This is a genomic window from Spirosoma liriopis (assembly GCF_023196085.1).
Classification (GTDB): Bacteria; Bacteroidota; Bacteroidia; order Cytophagales; family Spirosomataceae; genus Spirosoma; species Spirosoma oryzicola.
Genome location: NZ_JALPRF010000001.1, coordinates 1,916,668 through 1,943,457, shown reverse-complemented (window position 1 = coordinate 1,943,457; position 26,790 = coordinate 1,916,668). Strand labels below are relative to the sequence as shown.

General features: G+C 45.4%; 33 protein-coding genes and 2 tRNA genes. 27 read left to right on the top strand and 8 right to left on the bottom strand.

Annotated elements, in window-relative coordinates:
* Window position 1: 1 nt before the first annotated feature.
* From rplE to carA, 18 genes are all read left to right on the top strand, one after another.
* Window positions 2-559 carry a 50S ribosomal protein L5 gene (gene rplE / locus M0L20_RS08085; RefSeq protein WP_232560305.1) on the top strand — a complete coding sequence of 186 codons (558 nt, stop codon included), beginning with the start codon at window positions 2-4 and terminating at the stop codon, window positions 557-559.
* Between the two features lie 9 nt (window positions 560-568).
* Entirely contained in the window at window positions 569-838 is a 270-nt protein-coding gene (gene rpsN / locus M0L20_RS08080) for a 30S ribosomal protein S14 (RefSeq protein ID WP_077919287.1), read from the top strand.
* 90 nt (window positions 839-928) lie between these two features.
* Window positions 929-1,327, top strand: a complete 399-nt coding sequence (gene rpsH, locus M0L20_RS08075; protein WP_232560304.1) for a 30S ribosomal protein S8 — start codon at window positions 929-931, stop codon at window positions 1,325-1,327.
* A 13-nt stretch (window positions 1,328-1,340) separates the two neighbouring features.
* The gene (gene rplF, locus M0L20_RS08070) at window positions 1,341-1,898 is read left to right on the top strand and encodes a 50S ribosomal protein L6 (RefSeq protein ID WP_232560303.1); all 558 of its coding nucleotides are present in this window, start codon (window positions 1,341-1,343) and stop codon (window positions 1,896-1,898) included.
* A gap of 125 nt (window positions 1,899-2,023) precedes the next feature.
* Window positions 2,024-2,377 (top strand): 50S ribosomal protein L18, encoded by a 354-nt coding sequence (gene rplR, locus M0L20_RS08065; RefSeq protein ID WP_262923861.1) that lies wholly within the window; start codon window positions 2,024-2,026, stop codon window positions 2,375-2,377.
* A 3-nt stretch (window positions 2,378-2,380) separates the two neighbouring features.
* On the top strand, window positions 2,381-2,899 hold the full coding sequence (gene rpsE / locus M0L20_RS08060) for a 30S ribosomal protein S5 (protein WP_163941476.1): 519 nt from the start codon (window positions 2,381-2,383) through the stop codon (window positions 2,897-2,899).
* Window positions 2,900-2,918: 19 nt separating this feature from the next.
* Complete coding sequence (gene rpmD / locus M0L20_RS08055) at window positions 2,919-3,098, top strand: 50S ribosomal protein L30 (protein WP_164034783.1); 180 nt, start codon at window positions 2,919-2,921, stop codon at window positions 3,096-3,098.
* 97 nt (window positions 3,099-3,195) lie between these two features.
* Window positions 3,196-3,672 (top strand): 50S ribosomal protein L15, encoded by a 477-nt coding sequence (gene rplO, locus M0L20_RS08050; protein WP_232560302.1) that lies wholly within the window; start codon window positions 3,196-3,198, stop codon window positions 3,670-3,672.
* A 31-nt stretch (window positions 3,673-3,703) separates the two neighbouring features.
* Window positions 3,704-5,020, top strand: coding sequence for a preprotein translocase subunit SecY (gene secY / locus M0L20_RS08045; protein ID WP_232560301.1), 1,317 nt, complete (start codon window positions 3,704-3,706; stop codon window positions 5,018-5,020).
* Between the two features lie 5 nt (window positions 5,021-5,025).
* Window positions 5,026-5,865 (top strand): type I methionyl aminopeptidase, encoded by an 840-nt coding sequence (gene map / locus M0L20_RS08040; RefSeq protein ID WP_425276915.1) that lies wholly within the window; start codon window positions 5,026-5,028, stop codon window positions 5,863-5,865.
* Between the two features lie 7 nt (window positions 5,866-5,872).
* Entirely contained in the window at window positions 5,873-6,091 is a 219-nt protein-coding gene (infA, locus tag M0L20_RS08035) for a translation initiation factor IF-1 (RefSeq protein WP_009284801.1), read from the top strand.
* A gap of 79 nt (window positions 6,092-6,170) precedes the next feature.
* Window positions 6,171-6,287: a type B 50S ribosomal protein L36 gene (gene ykgO, locus M0L20_RS08030; RefSeq protein WP_009284800.1), complete on the top strand. Its 117-nt coding sequence runs from the start codon at window positions 6,171-6,173 to the stop codon at window positions 6,285-6,287.
* Window positions 6,288-6,289: 2 nt separating this feature from the next.
* Window positions 6,290-6,667, top strand: coding sequence for a 30S ribosomal protein S13 (gene rpsM, locus M0L20_RS08025; RefSeq protein WP_232560300.1), 378 nt, complete (start codon window positions 6,290-6,292; stop codon window positions 6,665-6,667).
* A 99-nt stretch (window positions 6,668-6,766) separates the two neighbouring features.
* Window positions 6,767-7,162, top strand: a complete 396-nt coding sequence (rpsK, locus tag M0L20_RS08020) for a 30S ribosomal protein S11 (RefSeq protein ID WP_093827728.1) — start codon at window positions 6,767-6,769, stop codon at window positions 7,160-7,162.
* A 78-nt stretch (window positions 7,163-7,240) separates the two neighbouring features.
* On the top strand, window positions 7,241-7,846 hold the full coding sequence (gene rpsD, locus M0L20_RS08015; RefSeq protein WP_232560299.1) for a 30S ribosomal protein S4: 606 nt from the start codon (window positions 7,241-7,243) through the stop codon (window positions 7,844-7,846).
* Between the two features lie 163 nt (window positions 7,847-8,009).
* A complete protein-coding gene (locus tag M0L20_RS08010; protein WP_248476428.1) occupies window positions 8,010-8,999 on the top strand; it encodes a DNA-directed RNA polymerase subunit alpha in 990 nt (329 codons plus the stop codon).
* A gap of 93 nt (window positions 9,000-9,092) precedes the next feature.
* Window positions 9,093-9,701, top strand: coding sequence for a 50S ribosomal protein L17 (gene rplQ, locus M0L20_RS08005; protein ID WP_248476427.1), 609 nt, complete (start codon window positions 9,093-9,095; stop codon window positions 9,699-9,701).
* A gap of 84 nt (window positions 9,702-9,785) precedes the next feature.
* A complete protein-coding gene (gene carA, locus M0L20_RS08000) occupies window positions 9,786-10,889 on the top strand; it encodes a glutamine-hydrolyzing carbamoyl-phosphate synthase small subunit (RefSeq protein WP_248476426.1) in 1,104 nt (367 codons plus the stop codon).
* A 31-nt stretch (window positions 10,890-10,920) separates the two neighbouring features.
* Here the strand turns inward: carA and M0L20_RS07995 are convergent, their stop codons facing one another.
* A complete protein-coding gene (locus M0L20_RS07995; protein WP_248476425.1) occupies window positions 10,921-14,883 on the bottom strand; it encodes an AAA domain-containing protein in 3,963 nt (1,320 codons plus the stop codon).
* 78 nt (window positions 14,884-14,961) lie between these two features.
* Window positions 14,962-16,038 carry a TerC/Alx family metal homeostasis membrane protein gene (locus tag M0L20_RS07990; protein WP_248476424.1) on the bottom strand — a complete coding sequence of 359 codons (1,077 nt, stop codon included), beginning with the start codon at window positions 16,036-16,038 and terminating at the stop codon, window positions 14,962-14,964.
* Between the two features lie 143 nt (window positions 16,039-16,181).
* Between M0L20_RS07990 and M0L20_RS07985 the strand changes: the two genes are divergently transcribed.
* Window positions 16,182-16,922, top strand: a complete 741-nt coding sequence (locus M0L20_RS07985) for a glycosyltransferase family 2 protein (protein WP_232560293.1) — start codon at window positions 16,182-16,184, stop codon at window positions 16,920-16,922.
* On the opposite strand, the gene M0L20_RS07980 is transcribed toward M0L20_RS07985, so the two are convergent.
* Window positions 16,882-18,081 (bottom strand): type III polyketide synthase, encoded by a 1,200-nt coding sequence (locus tag M0L20_RS07980; RefSeq protein ID WP_248476423.1) that lies wholly within the window; start codon window positions 18,079-18,081, stop codon window positions 16,882-16,884. The two genes, M0L20_RS07985 and M0L20_RS07980, sit on opposite strands and share 41 nt — an antisense overlap.
* Before the next feature lie 166 nt (window positions 18,082-18,247).
* On the opposite strand from M0L20_RS07980, the gene M0L20_RS07975 reads away from it, so the two are divergent.
* From M0L20_RS07975 to M0L20_RS07965, 3 genes are all read left to right on the top strand, one after another.
* The gene (locus tag M0L20_RS07975; protein ID WP_248476422.1) at window positions 18,248-19,048 is read left to right on the top strand and encodes a UbiA family prenyltransferase; all 801 of its coding nucleotides are present in this window, start codon (window positions 18,248-18,250) and stop codon (window positions 19,046-19,048) included.
* A gap of 124 nt (window positions 19,049-19,172) precedes the next feature.
* Window positions 19,173-19,248: transfer RNA gene (locus M0L20_RS07970), tRNA-Gly, on the top strand.
* A gap of 59 nt (window positions 19,249-19,307) precedes the next feature.
* Window positions 19,308-19,393: transfer RNA gene (locus M0L20_RS07965), tRNA-Leu, on the top strand.
* 130 nt (window positions 19,394-19,523) lie between these two features.
* On the opposite strand, the gene M0L20_RS07960 is transcribed toward M0L20_RS07965, so the two are convergent.
* Window positions 19,524-20,471 (bottom strand): toll/interleukin-1 receptor domain-containing protein, encoded by a 948-nt coding sequence (locus M0L20_RS07960; protein ID WP_248476420.1) that lies wholly within the window; start codon window positions 20,469-20,471, stop codon window positions 19,524-19,526.
* Window positions 20,472-20,655: 184 nt separating this feature from the next.
* Between M0L20_RS07960 and M0L20_RS07955 the strand changes: the two genes are divergently transcribed.
* Window positions 20,656-20,925, top strand: a complete 270-nt coding sequence (locus M0L20_RS07955; protein ID WP_248476419.1) for a helix-turn-helix domain-containing protein — start codon at window positions 20,656-20,658, stop codon at window positions 20,923-20,925.
* The gene (locus M0L20_RS07950; RefSeq protein ID WP_248476417.1) at window positions 20,926-21,219 is read left to right on the top strand and encodes a hypothetical protein; all 294 of its coding nucleotides are present in this window, start codon (window positions 20,926-20,928) and stop codon (window positions 21,217-21,219) included.
* Between the two features lie 205 nt (window positions 21,220-21,424).
* Here the strand turns inward: M0L20_RS07950 and M0L20_RS07945 are convergent, their stop codons facing one another.
* Complete coding sequence (locus tag M0L20_RS07945; protein ID WP_248476416.1) at window positions 21,425-21,817, bottom strand: hypothetical protein; 393 nt, start codon at window positions 21,815-21,817, stop codon at window positions 21,425-21,427.
* A 228-nt stretch (window positions 21,818-22,045) separates the two neighbouring features.
* Here M0L20_RS07945 and M0L20_RS07940 point away from each other — a divergent pair, with 228 nt between their 5' ends.
* Window positions 22,046-22,654 carry a recombinase family protein gene (locus M0L20_RS07940; protein ID WP_248476415.1) on the top strand — a complete coding sequence of 203 codons (609 nt, stop codon included), beginning with the start codon at window positions 22,046-22,048 and terminating at the stop codon, window positions 22,652-22,654.
* Window positions 22,655-22,773: 119 nt separating this feature from the next.
* On the opposite strand, the gene M0L20_RS07935 is transcribed toward M0L20_RS07940, so the two are convergent.
* Window positions 22,774-23,259 (bottom strand): hypothetical protein, encoded by a 486-nt coding sequence (locus M0L20_RS07935; RefSeq protein ID WP_248476414.1) that lies wholly within the window; start codon window positions 23,257-23,259, stop codon window positions 22,774-22,776.
* Between the two features lie 51 nt (window positions 23,260-23,310).
* A complete protein-coding gene (locus M0L20_RS07930; RefSeq protein WP_248476413.1) occupies window positions 23,311-24,645 on the bottom strand; it encodes a radical SAM/SPASM domain-containing protein in 1,335 nt (444 codons plus the stop codon).
* Window positions 24,646-24,833: 188 nt separating this feature from the next.
* On the opposite strand from M0L20_RS07930, the gene M0L20_RS07925 reads away from it, so the two are divergent.
* Complete coding sequence (locus tag M0L20_RS07925; protein ID WP_354004166.1) at window positions 24,834-25,346, top strand: helix-turn-helix domain-containing protein; 513 nt, start codon at window positions 24,834-24,836, stop codon at window positions 25,344-25,346.
* On the opposite strand, the gene M0L20_RS07920 is transcribed toward M0L20_RS07925, so the two are convergent.
* Window positions 25,343-25,939: a hypothetical protein gene (locus M0L20_RS07920; protein ID WP_248476412.1), complete on the bottom strand. Its 597-nt coding sequence runs from the start codon at window positions 25,937-25,939 to the stop codon at window positions 25,343-25,345. The genes M0L20_RS07925 and M0L20_RS07920 overlap by 4 nt on opposite strands.
* Window positions 25,940-26,022: 83 nt before the next feature.
* On the opposite strand from M0L20_RS07920, the gene M0L20_RS07915 reads away from it, so the two are divergent.
* Window positions 26,023-26,697, top strand: coding sequence for a hypothetical protein (locus M0L20_RS07915; protein WP_248476411.1), 675 nt, complete (start codon window positions 26,023-26,025; stop codon window positions 26,695-26,697).
* The last annotated feature ends 93 nt before the right edge of the window (window positions 26,698-26,790 follow it).

The window sequence follows — 26,790 nt, the reverse complement described above, 5'->3', positions numbered from 1 at the left end:
AATGGCAACGCCAAGACTGAAAGAAAAATATTTAAACGAGGTCGTTCCCCAATTGAAAGACAAGTTTCAGTATAAGTCGGTTATGCAAGTACCGCGTCTGAGCAAGATTGTTATCAATAAAGGGATCGGTGCTGCTGTCGCTGACAAAAAGTTGGTTGACGTAGGCGTCGAAGAATTAACGACCATCACGGGTCAGAAAGCCGTTCCGACTCTGTCGAAAAAGGCTGTATCGAACTTCAAGCTGCGGGAGAAAATGCCGATCGGTGCGAAGGTGACACTACGTGGTGAGCGGATGTATGAATTCCTGGATCGGTTAACGACAGTTTCGTTGCCGCGCGTTCGGGACTTCAAAGGCATCAGCGATAAAGGATTTGATGGCCGTGGCAACTACACGTTCGGTGTACAGGAGCAGATCATCTTCCCTGAGATTAGTATTGACAAAGTAGCTCGTATCTCAGGTATGGACATCACGTTCGTGACGACTGCCAACTCGGATAACGAAAGCTATGAATTGTTGAAATCATTGGGTATGCCATTTGCAAACACTGGCAAGAAATAACCAACAGACATGGCAAAAGAATCAATCAAAGCCCGGGAACGGAAACGTGAAGCACTGGTAGCTAAGTACGCTGCAAAGCGTGCTGCTTTGAAAGCTGCTGGTGACTACATTGGTCTTGATAAGCTGCCTAAAAACGCATCACCTGTTCGTCTGCACAACCGTTGCAAATTAACGGGTCGCCCACGGGGTTACATGCGTAAGTTTGGCATTTCGCGGGTAACGTTCCGTGAGATGGCATCGGCAGGTAAAATCCCAGGTGTAACTAAGGCAAGCTGGTAGTTCCAGTCATCATTTCCATTTGTAATTCAGTTTCCGTAATTTTGCGAACTTTCTTGGAAACAGGGGTTTGCAAGTAACGCAACGCTAAGAATGAATACAGATCCAATAGCAGATTTTCTGACCCGAATCAGAAACGCTATCCGGGCTAAGCACCGGGTTGTGGAAATTCCTGCTTCCAATATAAAGAAAGAAATTACCAAGGTTTTGTACGATAAGGGGTATATCCAAAACTACAAGTTTGACGATAACTCTGCCCAGGGCACGATCAAGATCGCGCTTAAGTACAATCCAACGACAAAGCAATCTGCTATTGTTGACCTACAGCGTATCAGCCGTCCTGGTCTTCGCCAGTACCGCGGAGCCGACCATCTACCCCGTATCCTGAATGGACTGGGTGTAGCCATCATTTCGACTTCTAAAGGCGTGATGACGGACAAAGAAGCTAAGACGCTGAACGTGGGTGGTGAAGTATTGTGTTACGTGTATTAATCCGAATTGAACGATGTCACGCATAGGTAAGAAACTCATCGCTCTGCCAAGCAACGTTACGTTGACCGTAGATGGTCAAAACGTTGTGACTGTAAAAGGACCGAAGGGCACGCTGACTCAAACGATTGATCCGGACATTTCGGTAGCAGTCGAAGAGGGCCAGATCCAAGTATCCCGTCCGACGGAACAAAAACGTCACAAGGCGTTGCACGGCCTTTACCGTTCGTTGGTTAACAACATGGTAACAGGTGTAAGCGAAGGCTTTAAACTTGACCTGGAAATAATCGGGGTAGGTTACAAAGCATCGGTCGCCAACAATGTTCTCGAACTACAACTAGGATACTCGCACAACGTGTACGTAGCTGTTCCTTCTGAGATCAAAGTAACGGCTGTAACCGAAAAAGGACAGAACCCAAAGGTTTACCTTGAAGGTTCTGATAAACAACTTCTCGGTGATGTAGCGGCCAAAATCCGCTCACTGCGTAAAGTTGAGCCTTACAAAGGGAAGGGTATCCGCTTTGTTGGTGAGCAAGTACGCCGTAAAGCTGGTAAGTCTTCGTCGAAAAAATAAGGTCACGTTATTGTCATTAGTTGCCATTAGTTATCTGTTCATCATGGGCAGCTATCGGCAACCAATGACAATCAATGACTAATTAAGGACAATAAAAATCGCCTATTTGGTCGGAATCAAATAAGATGGCAACGAATAAACAAGAAAGAAGACAACGGATTAAATACGGTATCCGGGCAAAAGTTTCTGGTACAGCCGAACGTCCCCGTTTGTCAGTTTTTCGCTCGAACAAAGCGATTTACGCTCAATTAATCGATGACGTTGCCGGTAACACGCTGGCAGCCGTTTCTTCGGTTGAACTGAAGAGTGAAGTAGAAGGCAATACCGTCGAAACTGCAAAGAAAGTCGGGCAGCGGCTAGCTGAAAAAGCGCTTGCCAAAAACATCGACACCGTCGTATTCGACCGTAATGGCTATTTGTATCACGGTAAAGTAAAAGCACTGGCCGATGCAGCCCGCGAGGGTGGCCTTAAGTTCTAAAGGATGAACACGAACGCAGCAAGACCGACAAAGTTTAACGAAGCCGACCTGAAAGAAAAGGTGGTAGCCATCAACCGCGTAGCGAAGGTGGTAAAAGGTGGTCGCCGGTTTAGTTTCTCGGCAATTGTCGTTGTCGGAGACGGTAACGGTGTCGTCGGATACGGCTTAGGTAAAGCCAATGAAGTGACGGATGCCATCGCTAAAGGAGTAGAAGATGCTAAGAAAAATCTGGTGCAGATTCCTCTCTTGAAGCACACGGTACCCCACGAAATGGAAGGCAAATTCAGTGGTGGATTTGTTCTCCTGAAACCTGCTGCTCCTGGTACGGGTGTAATCGCGGGTGGTGCTATGCGGGCTGTTCTTGAATCAGCTGGTGTCCGCGACGTATTAGCGAAGTCAAAAGGTTCGTCGAACCCACACAACGTGGTGAAAGCAACGCTTGACGCACTGCTGAAAATGCGTTTGCCACACCAAGTTGCTTTCCAGCGTCAGGTGAGTTTGGCTAAAGTATTTAACGGTTAATTAGAAAGGAGCAATAGACATGGCACGAGTACGCATCACGCAGGTCAGCAGCACCATCAAACGACCGCTATCTCAGAAAAACGCAATCAAGTCGTTAGGCTTGGGCAAAATCAACCACAGTGTTGAGTTAGAATATAACGATTCTTTAAAAGGTGCTATCAACAAAGTACAGCACTTAGTAAAGGTTGAAGAAATTTAAGTATCTTTGCGATTCTTTTGGCTTCCTATTCAGCGTGGTCTCGTACCGCACATGATTGAGAGGTCAAAAGAATCATCTTTTTTTATTAATAACGACAATGAATTTAAGCAACCTTAAACCGGCAAAAGGTTCCGTCAAAGAGCGCAAGCGAGTCGGACGCGGGCAAGGATCAGGCATGGGTGGTACGTCCACGCGTGGTCACAAAGGAGCGCAGTCGCGCTCAGGTTATAGCCGTAAAACACACTTTGAGGGTGGTCAGATGCCTCTTCAACGTCGTGTTCCGAAGTTCGGCTTTAAAAATATCAACCGTGTCGAATACAAACCACTCAATCTGGATTCTATTCAGGCTTTGGTTGATGAGACAAAAGCAACAGTGGTTGATATTGACTTCCTACTCCAACACGGATTAGTAAGCAAAAAAGATCTTGTGAAAATTCTGAGCCGTGGTGAGTTAACAACGGCTGTGGAAGTTCACGCACATGCTTTCTCGAACAGTGCTAAAGAAGCAATCGAAAAAGCAGGTGGAAAAGCAATTGTGCCCGCTAAACCAGCGAAAGAGGAAGCAGCTAACTAAGTTGTGAGCACGGCATCAGCCGCCTACTTTTATGAACCGACTGATCACCACGTTTAAGAATATTTTTGCAATTGACGAGTTGCGGAGTCGTATCCTCAATACGTTGTTGTTTATTACGGCGTTTCGTCTCGGTTCAGCGATTGTGCTACCGGGTGTGGACCCTAACAAATTGAATTTGAACCCACAAGGTTTGCTTGGTTTGTTAGACACTTTTTTGGGTGGCGCGTTCAGCAAAGCGTCTATTTTCGCGCTGGGCATCATGCCCTATATATCAGCCTCGATTGCAATTCAGTTGCTAACGCTGGCTCTTCCTTATTTCCAGAAAATGCAGAAGGAAGGGGAGTCAGGCCGTAAGCGATTGAATCAAATAACACGAGTACTGACAATCGGTGTGACTGCTGTACAGGCAATCACATACATACGTACTACGATTCCTGCCGATGCGCTGCTGATCGATCGTGGACTGTTTACTATTTCGTCTCTATTTATTCTTACCTCAGGTACTATCTTTTGTATGTGGCTGGGGGAACGGATTACAGACAAAGGAATTGGTAATGGTATTTCGATGATCATTATGATTGGTATTGTATCTCGGCTTCCAGGCGCTATCATTGGTGAACAGCAGTCAAGAGGTACAGGTGGTTTGTTGTTGTTTGTGCTTGAGTTGGTTGCCCTTTATTTTGTTGTAATGGGTGCCGTTGTTTTAACACAAGCAGTTCGGCGAATCCCAATCCAGTACGCTAAGCAGGTTATTGGTAATAAAGTCGTTGGAGGTCAACGCCAATATCTACCTTTAAAACTGAACGCTGCTGGTGTAATGCCAATCATCTTTGCTCAGGCGTTGATGTTTATTCCGGGTTATTTATCAGGTCTTTTTTCTGAAAAAAGTGATTTTGCCGCAAGCGTGCAAAATGCTTTCCAAAGCTATACTACCTGGCAATATAACGTGCTGTTTGCACTACTGATCATTGTCTTCACATTCTTCTACACGGCTATTTCGGTCAATCCGACTCAAATTGCTGATGATATGAAGCGTAGTGGCGGCTTTATTCCTGGTGTTAAACCTGGTATTCAAACATCGGAATATATTGGAACCGTACTGGATCGGATCACACTGCCAGGTGCTATAATGCTGGCTATTGTGGCAATCCTTCCTGCTATTGCGAACTTACTAGGTATGACTAGTGGCTTTGCTCAGTTTTTTGGCGGTACATCATTGCTCATCATGGTCGGTGTTGTACTTGACACATTGCAGCAGGTAGAAAGCTACTTATTGATGCGTCGGTACGAAGGATTAATGAAGTCTGGCCGTGTACAAGGTCGGACGAACGAGACAGTTGCAGTCTAACAAGAATGGGTAGTTCTGATAAAAAAGAGAAAATGATTTTTTACAGGAGTGATGAAGAAATCACTCTTATAAAAAATAGTGCCCAAGTACTTGGAAAAGCTCATGCTGAAGTAGCTAAGCTGATTCGGCCAGGTATACAGACAAAGGAACTGGATAAGGTCGCGGAAACGTTTATTAAAGACAACGGTGGCTCTCCATCATTCTTAGGTTATAATAAGTTTCCCGCTTCACTGTGCATATCGGTTAACGACGTAGTCGTTCATGGTTTTCCAAGCCGATATGAGCTTCGCGATGGTGACATTATCTCTATCGATTGCGGAGTTAAGTTGAATGGATATCATAGCGATAGTGCTTATACGTATCCAGTGGGCGAGGTAAACCTGGCCACAAGAAAATTGCTGGCTCGCACAAAAGAGTCGCTATACATTGGTATAGAAAAGGCAATAGAGGGAAATCGTGTAGGTGATATTGGTTATGCAATTCAAACGTACACAGAGAAATTCGGCTATTCTGTTGTCCGCGAGTTAGTAGGACACGGAGTAGGGCAAAACTTGCACGAAGCTCCCGAAGTACCAAACTATGGTAAGCGTGGGCAAGGTCCTAAACTACAGGAAGGTATGATACTGGCTATCGAGCCAATGATTAACTTCGGTAAGAAGGCTATCGTACAGGAGCGTGACGGATGGACTATTCGGACCGTAGATCGTAAGCCGTCAGCGCACTTTGAACACACAGTAGCTGTGCGAAAAGGGAAAGCTGAAATTCTGACAACCTTTGAATACATTGAAGCAGTAACCGCGAACACGAGCCTGATGGTCGAATCGCAAGGACTGATGGCGGCATAAAGCGAACATGGCTAAACAGAATTCTATAGAACAGGATGGTGTGATTTTGGAGGCATTATCGAATGCAATGTTCCGGGTAGAACTGGCAAACAAGCACGAGGTAATTGCTCATATCTCCGGTAAAATGCGGATGAACTACATCAAAATATTACCGGGAGATCGCGTAAAACTTGAAATGTCGCCTTATGATTTGAGTAAGGCGCGGATTGTGTACCGATACAAATAAGTCTTTAGGAGAAGTGGGGGCGGGCGTTAGGCTCTACTCAAACAGATAACTAAAAACGATAAACAGAAAAACTTTTATCATGAAAGTTAAAGCGTCCATCAAGAAGCGCAGTGAAGACTGCATCGTGATCCGTCGGAAAGGAAAGCTGTACGTGATCAACAAAAAGAATCCCCGTTATAAACAAAGACAAGGCTAAGAATGGCACGTATTGCAGGTGTTGATATTCCAGATAAAAAGCGCGGTGAAATTGCGCTGACCTATATCTACGGCATTGGCCGCAGCCGGGCGAAAAAGATTTTGACCGATGCTGGAATCAGTGTTGATAAAAAAGCTAGCGAGTGGTCGGATGAAGAAGCAAGCGCTGTGCGTAATGCTATCTCGAACGAGTACAAAGTAGAAGGTCAGTTGCGTTCTGAAGTTCAGCTAAGCATCAAACGCTTGATGGACATCGGTTGCTACCGCGGTCTACGTCACCGTAAAGGTCTACCAGTACGTGGCCAGCACACGAAGAACAACTCTCGTACGCGTAAGGGTAAGCGGAAGACAGTTGCTAACAAGAAAAAAGTTACTAAATAATTAACAGGTCGTTTCGAGTCATATATAGTCATGTACGGTTACCCGGTTTTTTGGATAACAAATTATGACAGCTTATGACATTGACGATTACCTAACACAATGGCTCAAGCAAAACGCAAAGACAAAGCGAAAAAGCGGGTGGTAGTTGTTGAACCTGTAGGCCAAGTACACATTCGGGCTACTTTCAATAACATCATCATTTCGATTACTAATATGAACGGCCAGGTTATTTCCTGGGCATCGGCGGGTAAAATGGGCTTCCGTGGCTCAAAGAAAAATACTCCATATGCTGCTCAGACTGCCGCTTCTAACTGTGCTGCCGTTGCCCATGATTTGGGAATGCGTAAAGCAGAAGTGTTCGTGAAAGGTCCAGGTTCAGGCCGTGAGTCGGCAATCCGTACCATTCAGAACTCAGGGATCGAAGTAACCACGATTCGTGATATTACCCCGCTGCCGCACAATGGTTGCCGGCCGCCAAAACGTCGTCGCGTATAATTACGGATGACATGAATAGGGGCAGGTGACATTTAGTTGTGTCTGTCCAATGTTTCACAATTATTCATTCATTGAAGAATGGCACGTTACACAGGGCCAAAAGCCAAAGTTTCGCGTAAGTTCGGTGAGCCTATCCTAGGACCGAGCAAGGCGCTTCAGAAAAAGAATTACGGACCGGGTATGCACGGCCGTGGACGCAAACGGAAACAATCTGAATATGCGCTCCAGTTGCTTGAAAAGCAAAAAGTAAAATACACGTACGGTATCCTGGAGCGCCAGTTCCGGGCGTTGTTCCACCGCGCTCAGGTTCGTGAAGGTATCACGGGTGAAAACCTGCTGAAACTGTGCGAAGCTCGTTTGGACAATACCGTTTACCGTTTAGGCATTGCTTCATCACGCCGGGCTGCTCGCCAGCTGGTATCTCACAAGCACATCATTGTTGATGGTGAAGTTGTAAACATCCCTTCTTATTCATTGAAGCCAGGTCAACTGATTGGTGTTCGTGAAAAATCAAAATCGTTGGAAGCTGTTTCGTCTAGCCTATCGGCTCGCAACACGAAACGGTACAACTGGGTTGAGTGGGATAACCAACAGTTAACGGGTAAGTTCATCAGCTACCCTGAGCGTGATCAGATTCCTGAGAACTTCAACGAGCAGGCAATCGTCGAATTGTATTCGAAATAATAAGTCTAGCAGAACCTTCTGGGTTCTGCTGGTTTACTATAAATTGTTTGTAGTTTTTTCACCGGTTAAACTGTCCTAGCACAGCTTTGATCAGGATCTAAACTACAGATATGTTTCAGTCTTCACGCCAAGGCAGAGAACTGCTGTAAACAATACGAAACGTATGTCAATTTTAGCGTTCCAAATGCCCGACAAAGTCGTAGTGGAGAAAGCTGACGACTTTCACGGGGTGTTTGAATTCAAACCCCTTGAAAAAGGATACGGTGTAACAATCGGTAATGCGCTCCGGCGTATCTTACTGTCGTCACTGGAAGGTTACGCAATCACAAGCGTAAAATTCCCCGGCGTGTTGCACGAATTCTCTTCGATCGAGGGTGTGGTTGAAGACGTGACTGAAATCATCCTGAACCTGAAAATGGTTCGGTTCAAAAAGATTTCAGACATGGTTGACAACAAAATTACGGTCAACATTAAAAAACAATCAGTCTTAAAGGCTGGTGATATATCTAAGTTTTCGCCATCGTTCGAAGTGCTGAATCCTGAACTGGAGATCTGCCACATCGACGATACACGGGACTTAGAAATGGAAATTTTCGTGGAAAAAGGTCGTGGCTATGTTCCGGCTGATGAACCACGTGCAAATGAATTACCGTTTGGTCATATCCCGCTTGATGCTATTTACACGCCAATCAAAAACGTGAAATATAGTGTTGAGAATACCCGGGTTGAGCAAAAGACGGACTATGAGCGGTTGCTGCTGGACATTGAAACGGATGGTTCAATCCACCCAGAAGAAGCACTAAAAGGCGCAGCTTACATTCTTATTCAGCACTTCATGCTGTTCTCGGATCAAACAATGACGTTTGAAACGGCTAAGCCTGAAGAAGAAAACGTGGTGGATGAGGAAGTACTGCACATGCGCAAACTGCTCAAAACTTCATTGGCAGATCTTGACTTGTCAGTTCGTGCTTATAACTGCCTTAAATCGGCTGATGTACGGACGTTGGGCGATCTGGTTCGGTTAGAGATTTCAGACATGATGAAGTTCCGTAACTTCGGTAAGAAATCGCTGACAGAATTAGAGCAATTAGTTGCTGAGAAAAACCTGACGTTCGGTATGGACGTCGCTAAGTACAGATTAGACGAAGACTAAGTCGGTTTGCGGTTTATGGTCTCGGTTTCTAGTTGACTGTGTTCATCGGTAAACCACAAACTGTAAACCATAAGCCGTAAACATCATAAAATAATGAGACACGGTAAAAAAGATAACCACCTAAGCCGGACGCACTCGCACCGCGAAGCGATGTTGCAGAACATGGCTTCGTCGTTGATCCTGCATAAGCGGATTGAAACGACGGTTGCGAAGGCAAAAGAACTCCGTAAGTTTGTGGAGCCAATTTTAACGCGGGCCAAAGATGACACCCATCAGAATCGTCGGATGGTGTTTCAGGCCTTGACGGATAAAGAAACAGTTAAAGAACTGTTCGGAGCGGTGGCTGATAAAATCGCCAGCCGTCCAGGCGGATACACGCGGATCATCAAATTGGGTAACCGGTTAGGTGATAACGCTGAAACCTGCCTGATCGAATTGGTCGACTTCAATGAAGTATTGATCGCTGCTGCCGCTGAGAAAGCGACGACAACGACAAGAACACGCCGGAGCCGTCGGAGTGGTGGCCGTTCTGCTGAAGAAACTGCTCCTGAAGCAGTAGCTGCTGCACCCGCTGCTGTTGCCACAGAAACGCCAGTTGCTGAAGAAGCACCTGCTGCGGAAGCAACAACAACGGAAGCCCCTGCTGACGAAACACCTGCTGCTCCTGAAGCATCAACTCCTGACGAAACGAAGGAAAGTTAATGACACACTTGTCATCCATATTAATAAGGGGTTAACCGTTATGGGTTAGCCCTTTTTTTTAGCTTTTTAAGCCAAAACGCATCTATGAAACATACGCAGCAGCCGGAAGCTTTATTGGTTTTACAAGATGGAACCGTATACAGAGGATTAGCACTCGGTAAAAAAGGTACTGCCGGTGGTGAAATCTGCTTTAACACGGGCATGACCGGTTATCAGGAAATTTACACCGATCCATCTTACTACGGACAGGTAATTATCAACACTACTTCGCACATCGGAAACTACGGTGTGTTGAACAATGCCGAGCAGGAATCAAATGGTGTCAAAATTCGGGGAATGGTTTGTAATTTCTTCTCAGATATCCATTCCCGCTACACAGCCGATGGTTCGTTACAGGATTATTTTGAGCGTGCAAACATTGTCGGTATTCATGGCGTCGATACACGTCAGTTAGTGCGTTATATCCGCTCCAAAGGCGTGATGAACTGCATTATCTCATCTGAGATTCTGGATCCGGTAGCTTTATTGGCGGAGTTGCACAAAGTACCGGATATGGCTGGGCTTGAGCTTTCGTCGGAAGTAAGCACGAAAGAAGCGTACGAACAGGGCGATCCTGAATCGAAGTTACGCGTGGCGGTTCTGGATTTGGGTGTGAAGCGGAGCATCCTGTCTAATTTCAACGAGCGCGGAGTGTTCTGCAAAGTATTCCCGGCTAGAACATCGTATAGCGAACTGGCTGCCTGGAAACCAAACGGCTATTTTATCGCTAATGGCCCTGGTGATCCGGCGGCTATGCCTTATGCCGTTGAAACTGTGAAGCAAGTTCTGGACGAGGAGAAACCTGTGTTCGGTATCTGTCTGGGCCATCAGATTCTATCGCTGGCCAGTGGAATATCGACGTATAAAATGCACAACGGCCACCGCGGACTTAATCACCCGGTAAAGAACTTGATCACGGGTCATTGTGAAATAACGTCGCAAAATCACGGTTTCGCTGTAAGCGCAGAGGAGGTGATGGATCACGATAATATTGAGCTAACGCACATAAACCTGAATGATAAAACGATTGAAGGGATTCGTCGTAAAGACAAGCCTGCGTTTTCGGTTCAGTACCACCCGGAGTCATCACCAGGACCTCATGATTCCCACTACTTATTTGATCAATTTGTAGGAATGATGAACGAGTAAAAGAAAAGCCTGGATACATTCCAGGCTTTTTTCAATTGATTACTTTTTGCCAAAAAGTGCGGCTCCAAAATCGTTGGAACGGCCAGTTACGGCTTCTGAGCGCTATTGGTAAATATGCATGCGATTGCTTCAATGATTGCTGATAGTAGGCGTTATCATCCGTTAAAACGACTGCCTCATAATTACCGTCAGTCTCATCTTTAACGGTCAAATCCGCAAAAGGCAATTCGGGCTGCCAATTAGGATGTTGAACTGTCAATTGGTCTTTCAATAAAGTATTGATTACCGGAATAGAATAAACTTGATAAGCAGGTTTAAAACGTTCCTCTGATACTGTGAGCGCATAGTCCAGATAGGCCTTCAGTAATTTGGGGCCATCGTTCGTTACGTCCGCAATGTTCATTTGGTTGGGCCAGAGGCTTGTGATGACGTAAATCCGCTCACGAGCTCTTGTAATGGCTACGTTCAGACGATTGGCTCCTCCTTGCGCGCTTAAGCTGCCGAATTGCATTGAGAGTTTTCCTCGTTCATCAGGCGCGTAGCCCGTTGAAAAAATAATAATATCCCGTTCGTCTCCCTGGATGTTCTCGATGTTTTTGACAATCAGCCGTTCGTCAGTAACCTTACCCTCAAATGGGCTAATTGTCGCTTCTGAGCTGGCTTCCAACAACTCCTGGATTAACTGTTGTTGCGGATAATTGAACGTTACAACACCAATGGATAGCTCTGGCGATTCGGCCATCAATTGACCGATAAGCTGCACAATAGCTTCGGCCTCGGTTTGATTGGTGTTCTGCTTCCATATGCCCTCAACGTTCTTGTACCGAATGGCTGGTTCATGCCGATTAACCGTAGAGAAATAAGGCAGTAGCTGAAGCTTATTTTGATAAAAATGGACGTTCGAGAAAGTAATCAGGTCAAGAGATCGACTACGGTAATGCTCGGTTAGCGAAATCTGAGGCAGTTCCTGAACCGCTAATTCCAACAGCGACTCTACTTCAAGCGAGGGTGTAATTGTCTCGCTGCTGATCTCAATGTCATCCACCTGAGTCCGGTATAAATCATTCGGGCGTAATTGCTGGCTATCGCCCGTTATAACGACCTGCTTAGCGCGGAAGATAGCTGGAATCCCATTTTCAACAAAGCACTGGGAGGCTTCATCGAATATCACCAGATCAAATAAGCCAGCTTGTAGCGGAAACATAGCCGATACCGATTCGGGCGAGGCCAGCCAGCAGGGGATAAGTTTGAATACCTCGTCGGCGAAAGACTCCATTAACTTCCGAACAGGCCATATCGTGCGCTTCTTTGTCGTTTGATGAAGAAGGTCGCGATAGGTAACGACATTATTGAGTCGATTGAACGTTAGATTTCGGTATGTTTGATCGCGAAGCTTAACTAATAAGATGTCTCGGCTCAGTGCCTGTTTACGCAAAACGCTCTGTTGTAAATCTTCTTCGGTTTGAGCCATTTTCAACGAAGATACGCTCCGTAGTTCGGGGTATTTTCGCTCTAGATGATTAATCCAAGCTAAGCCGAGCGAGTTCATAAATGTTTTTACCCAGTGACTAGGATCAATAGTTGTGAGTCGCTCGATGACGGATTTCTCTATGGTCGAGAAGCTTTCGTTCAGACGGTCGGCTTCTACCAACAAATCAAAATCTTGCCGGAGCGATTGTCGAAGTTGAACAGCCTCGTTATCGTTTCGCCAGATTGTCACCAACTGGGTCTCGCTTAGGTAAGTTTGAGCCAGTGTTCGCTCCCTTTCTACCGACCTTGCTATAACAAGTAGTTCTTTAACAGTTTCCTGAAAACGAGCAGCCGTTAGCCAAGTAGACGTTGGCAGTTGACTAAGAGAAATAATAGCGTTTGAATGTTCAATAAAACCAATAGCACGGCGAAGAATATGTAAACTATCTGGCGTTTCAGCAAGGGGAAGATCGGCTAACAACGGGCTTATTCGGCTTTTAAGCACTTCCAGGCTAACGCGTTTCGCTACTTTGCTGCGAAGGATTTTTATATCCGCTTGAGAAACGGTTAGGTTATTGGATGAGGCAACCTGCTGAAGCTGGATTTTCCCTTCATTCGTAAGTTGCCACCAGTTCCACCGGACCCATGACGAGTGAGCTTGTAAAGCCTCAACAAGTAACTGGTCAAATGCTGAAAGATCGTTCAGCGATACCGTCATCTCAGGTCCAGGTAACGCTAGGATAGCTTCCCATTCGTTGGCTAAAGACTCGAGTTGATTCTGGTTGACCATAAAGGCAGGGTGCTTTGGCTTGTTGCGTAGATACTGAATTATCGGCCAGAAATCTGACCTATTCGCTTCGTCAAGCGTAGTCAGTAAAGCCGAAATTTCCGGATCGTTAGCCTGCCAGTTGGCTAACTGATCGAGCGTAAGCGGTTTATCAACGAGACTAACCGCCTGGACGTGGGCCTTTAGCGCAGCTTCTGTCCATTTGGCAATAGCCTGATCTGCCTTCGGTAGATCAAACAACGTAAACTCTGCAAAACTACGTCGGGAAGCCCAGGGATGTGATGGACTTAACCGATGCTTATAGTCAGCATAAGCGCTTAATCGCCTAGTAAAGTTATCCACATTGTTGATGTGAAAATGTGGATAACTATCGCCTAGCGGAATTGAGGGGGCGTTTGGGTTGGTTGTTAAATAAAGTTCTTTGGCAGAAACGCCACATTCACTAGTGCTAAAAAGAGCTTCTTTAAACGCCCGTAGTTCAGAGACAGCCTCATCGATCCGTCGGCTTTCCTGATCGAAGTTTCGTTCGAGTAGTACTGCGTTCAGACTGGTATTTTGCTGCCGGTAAGCACCTATCTGCTCAATCTGATTGGCTATCTGTGCGTAAAGTGCCCGACGATCGTCCTGAAAGTCATGAATTAGAGCAACAAACGGCCCCATACCTACCTGCTTAAGGCGAGCCTGTACGACATCAAGCGCAGCCCGTTTTTGGCAAACTAGTAGCACACGCTTACCAGCCGCAGCCGCATCGGCCATCAAGTTGGCAATAAGCTGTGATTTACCAGTACCGGGCGGGCCCTGAACAACCAATGACTGTCTGCTTTTCACCGCTCGTAAAGCAGATTCCTGCGAAGCATCAAGGGGTAAGGGTGTATGGATTCTGTTTTCGGGTAAAGCAAGAGATGATTTTTCGGGGAGGGTAGGAAAGAGGTCTAAAAGTTCTGCGCTTTCGGGCTGTTGACGCTCTGCAAGCAGTTTGTCGTAATCAGGGACTAAATAAGAGCCGGCTTGCGGAAAGATGCCCAGTACAGCCTCCGGGTACAATTTTAACTCGCCCGTTCGCTCAAGTTGATGGAGACTTTTAGCCGTTTGTGGATCGAAGAAGTGAAGCGTATCGACAAAAAGATTCTGGTTAAAATTGATCTCAATCGGACCCGCTTTTAGCCATTCGTACAACTGGGTTCGAAAAACAAGTGCGTCCTGGTCAAAGTCGTCCAACGTTTTTTCCAGAACTTCATCCGAAATCCGTACCTGATTGTACTGTCCATAAGCCAGGACAAACGTAGGATTAAGAAAGGCGAATTCATCGCTTCGTCGAATTAACTTCCAGTATTTGCCCTGTTGTTCGATTTGAATTGGGAAAAAGAGCAGAGGAGCATGGACCACCGTTCCATCCATAAATTTCCCCCGGACAAAAGGCCAGCCGACGTACAAGTCTTCGGTACCGCGCTCTTCTGTGATGAATTTGGCCGTGCGGGCGATTCGCCGAAGTTTTCGGCTTACTTCGTTGCTGCGCTCGTGCCGGGCGTCGAGAACTTCGCTTATCGTTAGGGACGACTTTCTGCTGATTAACTCGCTGATAAGGTTAAACGACGAGTTGTTGACCAGGAAGTCGGCCTCATGTAGATCAAGAAATTGGCTTGCGGGTAAATTCGTCAGTAATAACGATCGATTCCGGCTACTTAGATTAACGAGTCGTCGGCGAAAAGCGCGTAGAATGTCCGAACGGTAAGGCATTCGATTAGAATGATGAGCTATCGATATAACGCATGTAGTAGGCGAAATAACGATAGCGCATCAAAATACGCATAAAAATCACACCGGGGTTTTAGTCGATTCAGATTTGTTCTCTGGAATCAGCAGCGAAGCCAAGATGCTGATTCCTAAGATACCAACAATAACGTACAGTGAATAGATCGGCGTAAATCCTATGCCGGCAAGCCAGTGTTCAGCCAGCATTTTTGCACCAATAAATGTAAGTAACACGGCCAGTCCTACTTTCAGGAATCGGAACTTGCTAATGATGCTCGACAGGAAGAAGAACATAGAGCGAAGCCCCATGATGGCGAATACGTTCGAGAAGAAAACAATGTATGGGTCTTTCGTGATCGAAAAAATCGCCGGAATGGAATCAACGGCAAAGACAATATCCGTAAAGGCAATGACGATAACAATGATAAACAGGGGCGTTACAAATAGCTTCTTGTCCGATTTCCGCCGAATAAAAAAGTTATCTGAGACATTGCGGGGGTAAATACTCAAATATTTGCTGGCGAATCGGACCACTGGATGACTAGCGGGTTCAATCGTTTCATCTTCGTCTTTCTGAAAAAACAGTTGTAAGCCTGTATAGACCAAAAACGCACCAAATAAGTACATAATCCATTCGAACCGTTGGATTAAGGCGGAACCGAGGAAAATGAATACCATCCGTAAGATGATTGCGCCCAAAATTCCCCAAACTAATATCTTTTTAAAGTAGCGTGGTTGGACGCCGAACGACTTGAAAATCAGAATAAAAACGAAAATATTGTCGGCAGATAAGGAATATTCCACAAGATACCCAGTAATGTATTCCAGTGACATATTAGCCTGGAACCGCTCTAAACTGGCCGGAAAATTGTTAGGTATTAGCTTGACATGTTCAGCGTATCGGTTGCGAACTTCCTCCAGTCGGGCCATGTCGGTAATACCATGAACGAGATAACCGAAGCGTTGTAGAAAGAAATAGAAGGCAATCGAAAGAGCGACCCAGATAGCGCTCCAAATGGCTGCCTCCTTAAACGCTACTACATGGCTCTTCTGCTTGGTGAATGCTCCCAAGTCAATAGCCATAATAAGCAGAACGAACGCGGCAAAGCCTAGAAAGAATACAGTTTCGTTTGAAAACATACAGAGTAAGGTAGATAGCGAACCAACGCCAAGAAGATGGAGAAGTCGATATTAATCTACAAATCTACGTTCAATCTATCGAAGCCGCTGGCTTCATGCAGCAAATAATTGGCATAATGCTATCAACCCGTTAGTTTTGGCCTATGTTTAATAATAAAAAAGTTATTGTAGTAATGCCCGCTTATCGGGCTGCGCTAACGTTGGAGCGTACCTACCGAGAAATCCCTTTTGACTTAGTAGACGATGTGATTCTGGTTGATGATGCCAGCCCTGATAATACCGTTGAAGTGGCTCGGCAACTAGGTATCCGGCACGTCATTCGGCATGATATAAATAAAGGGTACGGTGGGAATCAAAAGACCTGCTACGCCAAAGCGTTGGAATTAGGAGCCGATATTGTAATCATGTTACATCCTGATTATCAGTACACGCCAATGCTTTTGCCTGCCATGATCTCGATAATCGGCAATGGGCTATATCCGGTTGTCTTTGCGTCGCGTATCCTGGGTAAAGGCGCGCTGAAGGGCGGTATGCCTATGTACAAATACGTTGCTAACCGGTTTTTGACATTTGCCCAAAACCTGCTGATGAATCAGAAACTGTCGGAGTACCACACGGGTTACCGGGCGTTTTCGGGTGAGGTATTACGCAGCTTAGACTTTAGCCATAACTCGGACGATTTCATTTTCGATAATGAAATGATCGCCCAGATTTTTTACAAAGGCTACGAGATTGCCGAAGTAACCTGCCCCACAAAATACTTTGAAGAAGCCTCGTCGATTAACTTTCGGCGGAGCTCGATCTACGGATTGGGTGTTTTACGCACGTCGTTGTTTTACTGCCTTACAAAGCTAGGCTTAATGCGTTGGAAGATTCTGACGTAGCGTAGGTCGACGACAGAACAGATTCCTGAGTAAGTGCTTCGAGTACCATCGCTTCTAATGTCAAGCCCGGCCCAAAGGCGCAGCTCAGAATATTGGGCCGGTTCGTGTCTACCTCAGCAGCTCCCGAATGTAAATCTTCCCAAATCGCTTTAAGAACAAATAAAACCGTCGCTGAAGACATATTTCCGTATTGCCGAAGTACATTGTATGCATAACGGTCATCGTTAGCGGTGATCCCTAGTTCAGCCTCAATCACCTCCAGAATCCGACGTCCACCTGGGTGCAGTGCATACTGGCCGATATCCGATAGTGTCAAATCACATTGAGTCAATAATCGCTGCATTAGTTGGCCGATGCCACGCTGGATATGATTCGGAACTTCGGCGGTAAGCGTCATCTCAAAGCCAAAATCACTCACATGCCAGGCCATTGCATCCTTTCCTTCGGGTAGTAGGTCACAGTAGAAAGACCGTAAGCGGAACGATTGATCAGGGCGCGGTTTACTCTCAACCAGTACCGCTGCTGACCCATCCGCAAACAAAGCGTTTGACAGAAGGTAATCCGTATCGGTCTTTTTCTGGAAGTGAATGGTACATAACTCAACGCAAACAACTAGCACTTTTGCTTCTGGTTCTGCCCGGACAATCGCGTTAGCGGATTTGAGACCGTTAAAAGCGCCGTAACAACCCATGAAGTTGATCGCTAGTCGTTGCGTAGTTGTCGGTAAACCAAGAGCTTCAATGATTTCAATGTCCGGACCAGGAGCGTAGAGCCCCGTGCAACTGACCGTAATCAGGTGAGTTATTGTTTGTGGATCGAAATCAGGGTAACTGCTAAAACAGTTGTATATAGCTTTCAAAGCCAGTGGAACTGTTTCCTGCCGATAAACACCCATTCGTTGGCTCACCGTTGGAAACGGCTCCATACCGGGCGTATTTGGGTAAAATGTGAACTCGCCTGGTGGCCGCGTATAGTCAGCCATGACTGTGTGACGCTTTTCAATTCGTGTATAGCGATACAAAGTCATCAGGCGACGACGCTCGCGTTCATCAAACTGAAGAAGATCGGCCATAAACTCAGCCGCGTGCTGTTGTGACGCGTAAAAATCCGGTACCGCCGTACCAATGGCATTAATATAACCGTCAGATTGAGATCGCATTGGGACTGTACGCTAAAGCGTTCATTTGTTCATAGAGGACTGTCAGGTGTATAACTACACTCATTAATGAAAGTTCTGTAAATTGAGCCCACTGAGCGAAACACCCATGACTAACCGAACGATTTGGTTACATCTACGCGTACCTTTTTCCTTTTTTCTGCTACCCATGTTCTGGTTTGCTGTCAGTCAGTCAACAGCACCTTCTATCGGAAAGTCGATTCTTGTCTTGATCGTTGTTCATCTGTTGCTTTATCCCGCCAGCAATGCCTACAATAGCTATTTTGATAAAGATGAAGGAAGTATTGGCGGTTTAGAAACTCCGCCCCCGGTCGACAAAGACCTTTATTGGGTATCGTGGTTACTGGACGGCATAGCGCTTTTGTTGGGAATGTTTGTAAACTGGCCTTTCATTGTTTACCTGCTCGTTTATGGCTTCGTGACCAAAGCGTACAGCCACGACCGAATTCGGCTAAAGAAATACCCAATTCTAAGCTGGTTCCTGATTAGTTTTCTTCAGGGAGGTATAACGTACGTCATGACGTATATTTCCATCAATGATTTGCCCATGTCCTCTTTAACGCAGCCCAAGCTACTTTTTGGCGGAGTGCTGGCCACGCTGAATCTGATGGCTCTTTACCCCGTTACACAAGTATACCAGCATGAAGAGGATGCTCGTCGGGGTGATATGACCATTAGCCGACTCTTAGGAGTTCGGGGAACTTTCTTCACTGCTATTGCCATTTATATTTTCTCGCTTATTGGATTCTATAAGTATTTCGATGGAAGCTATATCGTGTTGCTGTACTTGTTGTTCTTAATGCCTGCCATCGTCTTTTTTCTCCGTTGGTTTTGGCGCGTACATCAGGATGCGCATTTTGCCAATTATCGCTACACCATGCGTATGATGTGGCTATCGAGCATCGGTCTCAACAGTTTTTTTCTGCTGCTGATTGTATTAACCCGCTAAGGATCAGTTTTAAACACGATGAGGGTAAAAAAAACATGAAAAATTTTAAGCTGTAGACTTGACAAACGAATAAAACACCCTAAATTTGCATCCACAATTCGCCGAGAGATGGCGAACAACAAACGCGAAAGTAGCTCAGCTGGTAGAGCGCGACCTTGCCAAGGTCGAGGTCGCGGGTTCGAACCCCGTCTTTCGCTCCAAAAAAGGCACCGACCCCGGTGCTTTTTTCATACATGTCTGCTTCGAAGAAAGAGGGCATGCCGGGATGGTGGAATTGGTAGACACGCCGGACTTAAAATCCTGTGGGCTTTACGGCCCGTGCGGGTTCGACTCCCGCTCCTGGTACTTGATTATCAAGAGGTTGTATCATTCGTTGATACAACCTCTTTTTTATTCAGGACAACAATAGGACAACATTTTTGTCTATACATATGCGACTTTAAGATTGATCCGAACTGGAACAGTTAAACGGCTGCTACAGAATACCGACTGTTTCCAGCCACTCGTCCCAAATCAGATCCGCTATTTCTTTTGCTGTAAGTTCTTTGTTATCGCGAGAGCTATAATGGTCAACTTGTTTCCAGAACAAATGGTAATCGTCAAAGGCAAGCGAAAAGCCTTTGGATGATCCGCGATTTCCCTGAGTTGAGATTGTGTAATTAATCTCTCCCTCGCTGTTCATACGAGAATAACTAGTTTCTTGAACGTCTGATTTGACTGACAGCTTTAACCTAGCCTCTGTCTCAATCTTATTCCTATTTACAATCAGGCTCTCAAATTCCGTTTTAGTATCCCCTAGTGTCATCACTTTGATCCCATCAAGTTGAATGACCTCTTCTGTATATCGTTTCAAATAGTCGGTAATCTCTTGATACGTCTTCTGCCTGAATTCTATCTTTTGAATAGAATCGAAATCTTTTTTGACCTTGTAGTTGCGTGACATAGAAGAGGCTGGAAGCTTTTCACCAGTCTGAACGACAGCAGGGCTACCGTTCCCACTGACCAGTTTTCTCAGATTCTGAGTAATATCCAGAAACGCGTTGTTTTTATTTTCCCATGTGCTCACTGCTTTGCCGTCGTTAGGCAGGGCTTTGAATTTTCCAAACGGAGTACTTTGCCAGTCGCAGGGTTCCAGGATAATTGGGACGATGATGATTTTACCTTCACTCAGCATCTGTAATGCTCTTTGAAATTCTTTCTCGTAGCAATAGTTAGATGCGATGTAATCCGGGCTTAAAAGGGCTATAAACAATTGAGAATTTTCAAGCGACGTCGATATATCATTGTCCAGATTGCCTCCGGCTAGAATTAATCTGTCCGTCCAAGTTGCAATCGTTTTGTCTCTTCTAAGCTGCGCTAAATGCTTGTGCAACATGTCAAGCATTTGATTGTCCTGATGACTATAGGAAATAAAAGCGTTCATTTCTGACATTTTGATCAAACCTATGTTTCAACTACCTTGTCTCTAAAGTAATATGCTTAACGGATAACGACGTTTCAAGCGAGACAATTCCAAAAAATTCGACTTATGTTTATATAGTATTACATGCTCGACTAGCTGTTAAATGAATTCAGTTGTTAGCTAACTCTCTATAAATAAGATAAATATGCAAGTTATCTGCCTTCAAGAAGACGCTTTCTATGCCTTAGTCGAAGAGGTGGTGGCCAGGCTTAAGGAAAAGCACGGCAACGAACAAGAAAAGTGGCTTTCTGACGAGCAGGCGATGCAGCTCCTCAATATCAAATCCAAAACGACTTTGCAGAAGCTGCGGGACGAGGGGAAAATCCGGTTTTCACAACCGCAAAAGAAGATCATTCTCTATGACCGCCATTCGATAGACGCCTACCTTGAGAAAAACGCTAAAAATACATTCTAGATGGAAGAGCGCGACAATGTTGACACAGATTACTTAAAAGGTTTTAACGAGGGCTACACAATGGCTCTGTACATGCCGGATTTCGCCGAAAAGATCGTTTCAATGGATGAGGATAATTCTCGCAATGCTGGCTTTAAGGCAGGGCGAGAACAACTGTTGGCCGAGAAACAGATAAATAAAAACATCCTGCCTGCCTGGCTTCGCTCTAATCGGTATGATGACAAAGATCAGCAGACGCCCGACAAGTCAAAAGATCAAGACAAAGACTTGGATATCGAACCGGAAATGAATTGAGGACATTATGCGTCACAACAATATAAATGGCGCTAGAGCGGATTAGAATAAATATCAATTGAGCAGCTAAATCCCTATAGTAGATTAATTAGAGAAGCAACGCGTTCCGTCGGACTGCTTCATACGTAAGTAGATATATACGTAAGTAGATATAATAGACACGTGGCAGATCAATTGTTATTCATCTGCCACGTGTATTTAATACTTAACGGCAGCTATACGTTTTTCCGCTTAAAAATTCATACGTTCCTAAGCTTTTATCGTATGTGATTACTAGTTTAATTTGCTTAACACCCATTCTACAGTAGGTAAAATCTTGGCGTGCAGGTAAAACCTTTATCGTCTCTTGAACCCAGCCTGAGCCTGATGATAGGGTCATGTTATAATAACATGTAACACTTACAGAGTCAGTAGTAGACTTATTCCATATCCAGCCATACGTATATGGATAAGGTATAATCCTTATCTCTGTTACAATGTTGGATGCAGCAGCTCTTGCTCCGTTAGGCGTCACGTTAACTTCCACTTTGCTGTTTTCACAGCCGAACAGTCCAGTGAGAATGAGCACTACACTGGAAATAAGGATATGCTTTCTCATAATTATTGGGTTTGTAGAAACAGTATCGTTTCTACACAAATATGGTAAAAAAATCTGTTGTTACATACCACACTGATTATTTAATTTGTTATGATGTTTTAATGATATAGAATGGCAAATAGTAATCCAGATCGAGTAGAGTCAACAAAAGATCTATGGCGTGATAGGCGAAGCCCGCGAATCATCTTCATGAGTACAGGCGGGTCTAGATTTAGCCCACCCTTAGGATTGAATCCGACGCTCCTCTCTATTACAATACCTAATAATGATCCTTATAAAAGTTCCAGAGAAATTACTACACCATCTTCTCTGGATAATTGCGTGACTATAAAAGATGCAAAGGAGCATCTTATGCCCAAGAAAGATAGTAACTCCCAAGAAAAACAAGTCACTTGTGAGTTCAATAGGTCCGCTGAAGAAATTCTACTGTCTATAATCAGTGACAAGAAGATCGAAGGAATTGATTTGGCAGAAGCAATGCAAAACCCTGATTTTCGTTTCAAATCAACCATTGATCCGGAGTTAAGCGCTTCTATATCGGAAGCGTTTGCCGTTTTGTTGAAAAAAGTTCGTTTGACGACAGGGCGAATAGGAGCAGCGAAAGCAAACAAGAAGAGGATTAAAAAAGCTGATGAGTACGCTGTTAGAATGTATGAAGTGATTAATAATATTAAACAAGAAACGGGTGTTTCAACATTTAGAGCCACTGTTGAACAATTGACTCAAAGAGGGATCGATACTCCTAATGGTGGTAAATGGAGCACCAATACTTTACAGGATCTACAGAAACGCTGGAGAAATTTAGGTCTAGTAGTTTCTACTGCCAAGCCGAAATAAGCAAGAAGTTGATAATTGCTAGTCTGAATTAATCCATAACGTCTTCTATCGGTGGCAATCCAAATTGGTTATGGTTTCTGTAGGTAGAGTATGACAGGGTATCTAATTCCTAGATTTATTCACTGGCGGCTGACCTCTGTGTTGTGTCTAGAAAACCACTGAAAGTCCCGCTCGACAACGACTTTGTTGTTATAGATATCCCGGCAGTCTGCTTTCAGCGTGACCGGCGTCAGCATCCGTCTGATACGCTCCACTTCCTGTTCGGCGTCGTACCCTTCAAGTTTAATTTCAAAAACTTTCAAGCCAGCATTTGGCAGAATGACCTTCTTGGCGGAATCGCGAATGGTCATATGCATGTACGATCTTGGGTCCAGATCCAGGCAGTGTTCGATATCAGTATAATGGTTGCCGTCAATAATGAAAGTCAGCTTTTCGACGATCAGCGGCCCCATGCCGTTGTTGCTGACATGGACGGACAGTAAGCTGTCGCGGTCGAGAAAGTCAATCTGACCAAACGGCCTGACCGATCTCTCATTGTGCACCCGTTGCAGATACAGCTGATAAAAGGTTGCGCACAGCGCCAGCACCGAGATCAGTAACGACAAGATCAATCACCATAGCTTTAGGGGAGGGGAGTGTTTGAGATAACTCTCAACCTAAACTATCTGATATTCCTTCAATAATTTCAATCTCTCTTTAGCTTGTAATCCGTAGATCAAGGGGATGAATTTATGATAAATACTGCATTGCGGGTCTTTGCCATCGATCCGATACACGGGACAGCCACTGGTGCAAACAGATTTGTAGCGGCAGGACTGGCAGTCCGTTGACTTCATAGCCTCATAGTGACTGCCCTGTTCGATCATATCCACCAGATCCATCTCGTCGCTGAAAAGAGAATGAGACAGTTCCGTCGCATCGCCAAAGTGGACGTGGCAATAGTTGACCGTGCCATCGACATAAATCGCACCCCCGGAAAAACCGGATGCGCAGGTCTGGAAACCGAGTTCATTAGGTTTCAGGTCGCAGAACTGGTGTCGGTTCGAAAAGCGCCAGCCGGTCTGAATCGCCGCTTCCATGATCGCATAGCATTCTAGTAGGCTGTTTTCCAGCAACTGGCTGTTGATCGCTTCGCCTTTGACAATCGAATACCGGAACGGCACATCGAGATCGATCATATACCGGGTCAGATCAGGCAAGCCTTGCAGATTTGTGTCAGTGATGACCGTGTTGACTGAGACGACAATCTGCTGAGAGAGGAGCTTTCTCAGGTTACGATCAATGATGTCAAAGCTGCCCCGACCGGAGCGAAACGTCCGGGTGGCGTCGTTGTATGATCCTAGACCATCCAGAGACACGCCATAGCTGATGCCATGCTCTATTGAAAATTCAAGTATCTCGTCGGTCAGAATGGTTAAATTGGTGATGAAGGAGAAGTCCAAATTGCAGCCAACCTCACTTAAAGCTTTTCTGGCCTCAGGGATAAATGTTTTCCAGGATTTAAACTGGCCCAAAGGCTCTCCACCGGCTAGCCTTAACTTGATATTTTTGATTTTTCGCTGTCTGGCGGTATCCACCATCTTTTCAAGCAATTGCTGCCGGGTCGCATCTGGCATGCCGCCGGTCGTGTTCAGCGTCGAGATATAGCAATAGCTACAGCTGAGGTTGCAGCTATTGGTGGTGTGAATCCAGAAATTGAGCGATTTGGGACTGTCTGGCTTTTGCGGTCTGCTAAATTGATCGTCAAAGCGGATAATTTCAGTTTGTGAGAGCAGGCGCAAAAAGCCCTCTAGCATGTCAGCTGGAATAGCGAGAGTGCTAGAAAGATCGGACAGGCTGGTTTGGTTATCGATGGCTTTGAGAATGTCACGCTGCGTCCTGTTCAAAATCCGCAACGAATGCGGAAATGAGCAGTTGACCGCATAAGAATACTCCTCATCAATTGGCCTCAGCAGTAGCGCGGGCGATTTGAACGGTATCACAGTCTTCATCGTCTTGTGTGGAGGTATAGCCGGCGCAATCACAGTTGGCGTTTAGGGAGGGCATGTGAAGAGATTTGTGGCCAGCAAGGGTTTGCAGGGCTGAGAAATCATCAAAGAGAATATCCTGTTGATGGCTGGGTATCATGATAACGTGTTTTAAGGGTGATCAATGAGAGAAAGCCCCTAAAATTACGGCAGTGACAAAGCCATTTGCCCTTTTACTGCTTGTATCGCACAAGCCAATGCCTTGTTTTTTACCAGCGCGATTTCGCTTAGCTTTGTGCATGGACAACATGCCGCCTATGATACATCACGGTCGCAACGTCAAGCGGATACGGGAAATCCTTGGCGTCAAGCAAGACTACCTAGCGACCTCGTTAGGCTTAAGCCAGCAGGCGGTATCGCAATTGGAACAAAAAGAAGTGTTGGACGCTCCGGTTTTGCAAAAGCTGTCTAAAGCTTTGGGAGTGACAGAAGAGGCTATCAGAAATTTCACAGAAGAAGCTGCTGTCAATGTTGTTGCGAATACGATCAACAACCATGATCAGTCCGCAGTAGTCAATTACTATCCGACTTTTAATCCAATCGATAAGATAGTCGAACTCTACGAGCGTATACTGGTACTAGAGCGAGAAAAAGCAGAGCTACAACAAAAGCTCTTCAACATAAAGGAACAGGCCGATTTCAGCGAGGGCAGTACATCGGACTAATCTTTGTCCAGTTCAATATCTGGCTCCGGCGTTTTGTCCGGTTCTATATCCGCCTTGTCATAGCCCTTGTTATAATGAAGTGACTGCATAAAGCGGTCGGACATCGATTGTGGCCATTGATTGGTTTCAGCAGATGGCTCTACAACTGGTTCCTTGTGCTCTGTTCTATCGAAGAACTGCACCATTAAATCTTGCGACTTGTCTATATTCCATTGCTGGTCTTTATCTTGCTGAGGTTGACCTGGCACTACGTGTTCGGAAGGGTCGGTATATAGGTCTTGCAGCACTCTATCTCTGACATTCTGTGCGCTTTGCGGATCAATATCGGCAAGCGCCTTTTCGACCTCCCCATAGGTTTCCTTGCGAATGTCCTCTTGTAATCGTCGTAAAAACGATACCTGACGGTCATGGTTCCCTAATTGCCTCAATTTTGGAAAACCAAGCGGGGTTAGCGTCAACTCAGGGCGATCATGAGGCACGTTTTTGATCTGCTCATCCAATTGGCGGATCTTATCCTGGGCATTGCGTACATGTGCTTCGATGTGAACATATCCAGCAGGATACGATTTGTCGTTACCCCATATCTTATCCATACATCTTGAGCGATTAAGTGTTTGATCTTCAGTTTCGCTTGGCTAATATAAGAAAATAAAGCCGTTCTGCTGGCAGGTCTGAGATGAAATGGAATATGCCATTGGGGATCAATATTCCGGAGTTGGGGAATGCCCAGGCGAAGATTGACTTAGATGCTGTGATCGAGAAGGGACGGCGGTCAGCGGTTCAGTGGGACGACCTCGCCGTAGCCAGTACTGTCTTGGTCGATTTAGAGAATGTGGGACTTCTCCTCATCAAGCGTCTTCTCGGCTATCTGCCACCTCAACACGTCACACTCCCTTACGAAACCTACCTGCGGGCGCTCGTTCATAATTACCGGCAAAATCAGCTTTCTGGCAATGATTTCATTCACCAAGCCATTGAACACGTCAAAATGGTTCGCAATGCCGACATGAAGCAGAACTTATGTTCGACCTATCCGCCGCGCGACTATACATACTACCATGAGACATTCACGCCCTACGGCTTGCAGGTGAAGCAGCGTTTGACACGGTTCTTAGGCTATGAGCCGCATCTGAATCACTCCCTGAGTGCCGAGCTATGGTTAAGGGCGGAGCTTGCGAGTGACGCAAGTTCGCTTTCGGAGAGCATAACGGCAGTTGACATTCGAGCCATTACATTAATCAAATACCGAGAGGCTTTGTTGGACAATGGCAAGCTGACCGCTGATAAGTCGCCTTTACAGTGGGACCTAGTTCTAAAAACACAATATTTTTCAAATATTACTGGTGAATAGATTTTTGACACAAACTGTGCAAAACCTTATACTTATATCGTTCTCGTACAAGAGCTATCATCAAGTTCATTAATATAGTCATTATGATAGTTA

Coding starts and splice junctions, on each gene's coding strand:
- rplE (WP_232560305.1), top strand. CDS start 2: ATGGCAACGCCAAGACTGAAAGAAAAATATTTAAACGAGGTCGTTCCC.
- rpsN (WP_077919287.1), top strand. CDS start 569: ATGGCAAAAGAATCAATCAAAGCCCGGGAACGGAAACGTGAAGCACTG.
- rpsH (WP_232560304.1), top strand. CDS start 929: ATGAATACAGATCCAATAGCAGATTTTCTGACCCGAATCAGAAACGCT.
- rplF (WP_232560303.1), top strand. CDS start 1,341: ATGTCACGCATAGGTAAGAAACTCATCGCTCTGCCAAGCAACGTTACG.
- rplR (WP_262923861.1), top strand. CDS start 2,024: ATGGCAACGAATAAACAAGAAAGAAGACAACGGATTAAATACGGTATC.
- rpsE (WP_163941476.1), top strand. CDS start 2,381: ATGAACACGAACGCAGCAAGACCGACAAAGTTTAACGAAGCCGACCTG.
- rpmD (WP_164034783.1), top strand. CDS start 2,919: ATGGCACGAGTACGCATCACGCAGGTCAGCAGCACCATCAAACGACCG.
- rplO (WP_232560302.1), top strand. CDS start 3,196: ATGAATTTAAGCAACCTTAAACCGGCAAAAGGTTCCGTCAAAGAGCGC.
- secY (WP_232560301.1), top strand. CDS start 3,704: ATGAACCGACTGATCACCACGTTTAAGAATATTTTTGCAATTGACGAG.
- map (WP_425276915.1), top strand. CDS start 5,026: ATGGGTAGTTCTGATAAAAAAGAGAAAATGATTTTTTACAGGAGTGAT.
- infA (WP_009284801.1), top strand. CDS start 5,873: ATGGCTAAACAGAATTCTATAGAACAGGATGGTGTGATTTTGGAGGCA.
- ykgO (WP_009284800.1), top strand. CDS start 6,171: ATGAAAGTTAAAGCGTCCATCAAGAAGCGCAGTGAAGACTGCATCGTG.
- rpsM (WP_232560300.1), top strand. CDS start 6,290: ATGGCACGTATTGCAGGTGTTGATATTCCAGATAAAAAGCGCGGTGAA.
- rpsK (WP_093827728.1), top strand. CDS start 6,767: ATGGCTCAAGCAAAACGCAAAGACAAAGCGAAAAAGCGGGTGGTAGTT.
- rpsD (WP_232560299.1), top strand. CDS start 7,241: ATGGCACGTTACACAGGGCCAAAAGCCAAAGTTTCGCGTAAGTTCGGT.
- M0L20_RS08010 (WP_248476428.1), top strand. CDS start 8,010: ATGTCAATTTTAGCGTTCCAAATGCCCGACAAAGTCGTAGTGGAGAAA.
- rplQ (WP_248476427.1), top strand. CDS start 9,093: ATGAGACACGGTAAAAAAGATAACCACCTAAGCCGGACGCACTCGCAC.
- carA (WP_248476426.1), top strand. CDS start 9,786: ATGAAACATACGCAGCAGCCGGAAGCTTTATTGGTTTTACAAGATGGA.
- M0L20_RS07995 (WP_248476425.1), bottom strand. CDS start 14,883: ATGCCTTACCGTTCGGACATTCTACGCGCTTTTCGCCGACGACTCGTT.
- M0L20_RS07990 (WP_248476424.1), bottom strand. CDS start 16,038: ATGTTTTCAAACGAAACTGTATTCTTTCTAGGCTTTGCCGCGTTCGTT.
- M0L20_RS07985 (WP_232560293.1), top strand. CDS start 16,182: ATGTTTAATAATAAAAAAGTTATTGTAGTAATGCCCGCTTATCGGGCT.
- M0L20_RS07980 (WP_248476423.1), bottom strand. CDS start 18,081: ATGCGATCTCAATCTGACGGTTATATTAATGCCATTGGTACGGCGGTA.
- M0L20_RS07975 (WP_248476422.1), top strand. CDS start 18,248: ATGTTCTGGTTTGCTGTCAGTCAGTCAACAGCACCTTCTATCGGAAAG.
- M0L20_RS07960 (WP_248476420.1), bottom strand. CDS start 20,471: ATGAACGCTTTTATTTCCTATAGTCATCAGGACAATCAAATGCTTGAC.
- M0L20_RS07955 (WP_248476419.1), top strand. CDS start 20,656: ATGCAAGTTATCTGCCTTCAAGAAGACGCTTTCTATGCCTTAGTCGAA.
- M0L20_RS07950 (WP_248476417.1), top strand. CDS start 20,926: ATGGAAGAGCGCGACAATGTTGACACAGATTACTTAAAAGGTTTTAAC.
- M0L20_RS07945 (WP_248476416.1), bottom strand. CDS start 21,817: ATGAGAAAGCATATCCTTATTTCCAGTGTAGTGCTCATTCTCACTGGA.
- M0L20_RS07930 (WP_248476413.1), bottom strand. CDS start 24,645: ATGAAGACTGTGATACCGTTCAAATCGCCCGCGCTACTGCTGAGGCCA.
- M0L20_RS07920 (WP_248476412.1), bottom strand. CDS start 25,939: ATGGATAAGATATGGGGTAACGACAAATCGTATCCTGCTGGATATGTT.
- M0L20_RS07915 (WP_248476411.1), top strand. CDS start 26,023: ATGAAATGGAATATGCCATTGGGGATCAATATTCCGGAGTTGGGGAAT.